Below are 4,604 nucleotides of genomic sequence, written 5' to 3'. Positions count from 1 at the left end.
GCCTATACCCACACCTCGGTCGCCATTCTCGATGCCCTCAATGCGGCCGAGAAGCCCTGCGTCGAGGTGCATCTGTCCAACATCCACCGGCGCGAGAACTTCCGCCATCACTCCTACGTTTCGCTTGCGGCGAAGGGGATGATCTGCGGTTTCGGGCCGAAGGGTTACGTGCTGGCGCTCGAAGCGCTGGCCGATATCGTCTGAACCTTTTCGTCTGTCTATTTGAGAATACAGGAGTAGCGCATGGCCTCCGCGCCCAAGGATAAAGCCGCCAAGCCCGCCAGCAGCAGCCGGGTCGACCAGCAGATGATCCGCGACCTCGCCGATCTGCTGAACGAGACCGGCCTGACCGAGATCGAGTGGAGCGAAGGCCCGCTGAAGGTCCGCGTCACCAAGGCCGGCACGCCGGTCTATGCCGCCGCACCGGTCGCCGCTGCTGCTGCTGCCGCAGCCGTTGCCGCCGCTGGTGCCGCGCCGGCCGCCGGCGACGACGCCAGCCATCCGGGCGCCGTGAAGTCGCCGATGGTCGGCACCGTCTACACCGCGCCGGAGCCGGGCGCCGCCGCCTTTATCAAGATCGGCGACAGCGTCAATGCCGGCCAGACCGTGCTGATCGTCGAAGCCATGAAGACCATGAACCCGATCACCGCGCCCAAGGGTGGTCGCGTCGCGCGTATCCTGATCGAGAATCAGCAGCCGGTCGAATTCGGCCAGCCGCTGCTGATCATCGAATAACGTCAGCCCAAGCAACACAGAACAGGGCCGCGTATCATGTTTGAGAAGGTGCTGATTGCCAATCGCGGCGAAATCGCGCTCCGCATCCATCGTGCCTGCCGCGAGATGGGCATCCGCACCGTGGCGGTGCATTCCACCGCCGATGCCGATGCCATGCATGTGCGCATCGCCGACGAGTCCGTCTGCATCGGCCCGCCGCCGTCGAGCCAGAGCTACCTGAACATCCCGGCCATCATCTCGGCCGCCGAGATCACCGGCGCCGAAGCGATCCATCCCGGCTACGGCTTCCTCTCGGAGAATGCCAAATTCGCCGAGATCGTCGAGGCGCATGGCATCACCTTCATCGGTCCGACGCCCGAGCATATCAAGCTGATGGGCGACAAGATCACCGCCAAGGAAGCGGCGCGTGAGCTTGGCATCCCGGTCGTGCCCGGTTCCAAGGGTGCGGTGGAAGACGAGGCGCAGGGGCTCAAGCTCGCCGCCGACATGGGCTATCCCGTGCTGATCAAGGCCACCGCCGGCGGCGGCGGCCGCGGCATGAAGGTGGTGCGTTCGCCGGCCGAATTCGGCACGGCGCTGCAGCAGGCGCGCTCGGAAGCCCGCAACGCGTTCGGCAACGACCAGGTCTATGTCGAGAAGTATCTCACCCGTCCGCGCCATATCGAGATCCAGATTTTCGGCGACGGCCAGGGCAATGCCGTGCATCTGGGCGAACGCGACTGCTCGCTGCAGCGTCGCCACCAGAAGGTTCTCGAAGAGGCCCGCTCGCCGGCGCTGAACGACGCGCAGCGCAAGACCATCGGCGACATCGCCGCCAAGGCGATCTCCAAGCTGAACTATCGCGGCGCCGGCACCATCGAATTCCTGTTCGAGAATGGCGAATTCTATTTCATCGAGATGAACACCCGCCTGCAGGTGGAGCATCCGGTCACCGAAGCCATCACCGGCCTCGATCTGGTGCGCGAGCAGCTGCGCATCGCCAACGGCGCGCCGCTCGGCTACACGCAGGACGACATCAAGTTCTCCGGCCACGCCATCGAATGCCGCATCAACGCCGAGAACCCGCGCACCTTCGCGCCCTCGCCCGGCCGCGTCACCGACTACCATGCACCTGGCGGGCTCGGCGTGCGCGTCGACTCTGCGCTCTACACCGGCTACCAGATTCCGCCGCATTATGACTCGCTGATCGGCAAGCTGATCGTGCATGGCACCAGCCGCAACGAATGCCTGATGCGCCTGCGCCGGTCGCTGGAGGAATATGTGATCGGCGGTCTGGAGACCACGATCCCGCTGCATCTGGCGCTGATCAACGAACCCGATTTCGTCAACGGCGCCTATGACATCCACTGGCTGGAAGAGTTTATCGCCCGCCAGGGCTAGAATGACAGAGGTCGCGGGGAATGCATGATTGAGTTCACTGCTGCGCCGCCAGTGCCACTCGATTACGCCCCATTGAAGAAAGCGCTGCAGTCGGCTGAGATAGCTCAGGCAATTAAGCTGGGATACGTCGCCGATATTGCCAACCTGTCTCAGCCTGTTCTGAACTCCAGAGCCTTCAACGTTTTTTCCTCTCTCGGGAGAGATTTAAATGACTGGAGAGGCCGATTATTCCTAGTCTGGTTTTGCTACCTCTACGAAGAATTCCTTGTCATTCAGAAGCCCCTGGCAGCGATAGAGGAAATACTTTACGAATTTCAGGGTGGCCCTGAGGAGTTCGAGCTACGCGACATTGCTCTTGCATCGCTGTATGCCGGCGCAGCCGCACGAGAACCAAGCGATGACCCTGCGCAGGAGCTTGCTTTCCTGGAACCGTATTACAATCGGGCAATCGATCTCCTTGGAATTCTTCGGCACGCGACCTAGTTCCGTACCATGAGCGCGCATCCCGAGCCGCTGACGCCTGAACTGCTGCTGCAGGCCTATGCCCGCGGCTATTTCCCGATGGCCGACGCGGCCGATGATCCCGGCTATTTCTGGGTCTATCCGACCAAACGCGGCATCCTGCCGCTCGATGATTTCCATGTGCCGCACAAGCTGGCCCGCAGGGTGCGGCGCGGCGACTTCAGCGTGCGGATCGACACCGACTTCGCCGGCGTGATCGCCGCCTGCGCCGAGCCCACGCCGCATCCGCAGCGTGGCAACACCTGGATCAACCAGACCATCCGCGACGCCTATACCGAGCTGCATCGCTTAGGCTTTGCCCACAGCGTCGAATGCTATGACGAGTCCGGTGGCATGGTCGGCGGGCTCTATGGCGTGCGGCTGGGTGCGGCGTTTTTCGGCGAGAGCATGTTCAGCCGCGCCACCGATGCCTCGAAGGTCGCGCTGGTGCATCTGGTCGGCCGGCTGATCGCCGGCGGCTTCACCCTGCTGGATACGCAGTTCGTCACCGAGCACCTGAAGCAGTTCGGCGCCATCGAGGTGAAGCGCGACGATTATCTGGAGCTGCTGATGGACGCGCTGCCGCGCCGGGCGGATTTCTACTGCCTGGGCGCCGATGCGCCGCCGGAACTGGTCTTGCAGTCGATCAGCCACACATCGTAGACCGCGTGTTCCAGCGGGTTGAGGCCCGGACTGGACGCAAACATCCAGCCCTGAAACAGGGCAATGGCCTGCTGTTCGGGGCGCTGTTCCAGAATCTCGAGGAAGGCGGTGCTTTCCGGCGGATATTCCGGCGGGCGCTTGCGGCAGGCCCGCACCGTCACCTTCAGCGTGCCAAAGCCGATGGTCTGGTCCACCGGGGCCTCGAAGGTGTAGATGCGCGCGGTGATCTTATCCAGGCCCTGCAGCACGGCAATCGGCATCGGCGTGGAGGGGTATTGCGGCTGGGCATCGGGAAGCTGCGCCAGCACGGCCGGCGCCCACAGCACCGGCAACAGCATCAGACAGCGACACAGGAAACGCAGCACAGCAGCTTTCAGTTCGCCTTGGGCAGCGGACTCAGCTCGGCGCCGCCATCGCCGGACTTGTCCTTGCCGGCGCCGGTGGCGCTGAAAATCGCCTGCCCGATCAGATCCATCAGGTTGACCGACCCTTGCGTGAACTTGATCTCGGACCCCGGCTTCAGCACGGTGTTGCTGCCGCCCGGCTCGACCGAGATGAAGTTGCCGCCCAGCAGTCCTTCGGAGGCGATCTTCACCGCGCTGTCGTCGGGCAGCTGGTAGCGGCTGTCGACACTGAAGGTGACGATGGCATCAAAAGTCTTGGGATCGAGCGCCTGCTTGGTGACGGTGCCGATCTTGATGCCGCTGAGCCGCACATCGCCGCCGGTGACCAGGCCATCAGCGCGGTTGAAGCGCGCCTGCAGCTCATAGCCGTTCATGCGCCCGCCGCCGACGCCGCCGGTGGTGTAGGCAAAGGCCAGGAAAAAGCCTGCGACCAGCAGCACCACTGCGCCGATCAGCGTCTCAACCAGATTGCCGTTCATGCCTGCCGCCCCTGCCTGCTCTTGCCGTTATTCAGGCTGCCAGGCCTGATAGTCGCCGGTCGCCGCCGCACGCTGGCCGCCCTTGGCGACGCTGCCCTGCGGCCGGTAGGCATAGGGCGTGCCGCTGAGATTGGGCAGATGGTCCTTCTCCCAGGGCTTGCGCTCGACGCCATGGATCGGCGCGTCATCGATGGTGTAATGCAGCCAGGCATGCCATTCCGGCGGCACCTTGGAGGCTTCCGCCTTGCCGTTGTAGAGCACCCAGCGCTTCTTGGCCGCGCCGCTCTTGGTGCGGAAATAGCGATTGCCGAACCCGTCGGTGCCGACGAGTTCGCCCTTCCACCAGGTGAAAAGCTTGGTGCCGATCAGACTCATGGGACTGCCACCCTCAGGCCGGGAATCCGGCCGAAAAATCCTGCCGGACTATGGCATTACAGGCGCG

Annotated in this window: 8 protein-coding genes; 5 read left to right on the top strand and 3 right to left on the bottom strand. The window is 63.7% G+C overall.

Features of this window, described 5'->3' with window-relative positions:
• From AAG799_RS22400 to aat, 5 genes are all read left to right on the top strand, one after another.
• A partial coding sequence (locus AAG799_RS22400; RefSeq protein ID WP_341899304.1) for a type II 3-dehydroquinate dehydratase occupies positions 1-204 on the top strand: 204 nt, incomplete at its 5' end.
• Positions 205-243: 39 nt separating this feature from the next.
• Positions 244-735: an acetyl-CoA carboxylase biotin carboxyl carrier protein gene (accB, locus tag AAG799_RS22395; RefSeq protein WP_341899302.1), complete on the top strand. Its 492-nt coding sequence runs from the start codon at positions 244-246 to the stop codon at positions 733-735.
• A gap of 36 nt (positions 736-771) precedes the next feature.
• Positions 772-2,115, top strand: a complete 1,344-nt coding sequence (accC, locus tag AAG799_RS22390) for an acetyl-CoA carboxylase biotin carboxylase subunit (RefSeq protein WP_341899301.1) — start codon at positions 772-774, stop codon at positions 2,113-2,115.
• A 24-nt stretch (positions 2,116-2,139) separates the two neighbouring features.
• Positions 2,140-2,598, top strand: a complete 459-nt coding sequence (locus AAG799_RS22385) for a hypothetical protein (RefSeq protein ID WP_341899300.1) — start codon at positions 2,140-2,142, stop codon at positions 2,596-2,598.
• 9 nt (positions 2,599-2,607) lie between these two features.
• The gene (gene aat, locus AAG799_RS22380) at positions 2,608-3,279 is read left to right on the top strand and encodes a leucyl/phenylalanyl-tRNA--protein transferase (RefSeq protein WP_341899299.1); all 672 of its coding nucleotides are present in this window, start codon (positions 2,608-2,610) and stop codon (positions 3,277-3,279) included.
• Here aat and AAG799_RS22375 read toward each other — a convergent pair.
• The 3 genes from AAG799_RS22375 to AAG799_RS22365 are packed head-to-tail and all read right to left on the bottom strand — an operon-like array spanning position 3,216 to position 4,537.
• The gene (locus tag AAG799_RS22375; protein WP_341899296.1) at positions 3,216-3,644 is read right to left on the bottom strand and encodes a DUF2155 domain-containing protein; all 429 of its coding nucleotides are present in this window, start codon (positions 3,642-3,644) and stop codon (positions 3,216-3,218) included. The two genes, aat and AAG799_RS22375, sit on opposite strands and share 64 nt — an antisense overlap.
• Before the next feature lie 8 nt (positions 3,645-3,652).
• Positions 3,653-4,162 (bottom strand): outer membrane lipid asymmetry maintenance protein MlaD, encoded by a 510-nt coding sequence (mlaD, locus tag AAG799_RS22370; protein ID WP_341899294.1) that lies wholly within the window; start codon positions 4,160-4,162, stop codon positions 3,653-3,655.
• 27 nt (positions 4,163-4,189) lie between these two features.
• A complete protein-coding gene (locus AAG799_RS22365; RefSeq protein ID WP_341899292.1) occupies positions 4,190-4,537 on the bottom strand; it encodes an NADH:ubiquinone oxidoreductase subunit NDUFA12 in 348 nt (115 codons plus the stop codon).
• Positions 4,538-4,604: the final 67 nt, after the last annotated feature.

This window comes from Ferrovibrio terrae, from assembly GCF_943371255.1.
Classification (GTDB): Bacteria; Pseudomonadota; Alphaproteobacteria; order Ferrovibrionales; family Ferrovibrionaceae; genus Ferrovibrio; species Ferrovibrio terrae_B.
This window is presented reverse-complemented; position numbering and strand designations above follow the sequence as displayed.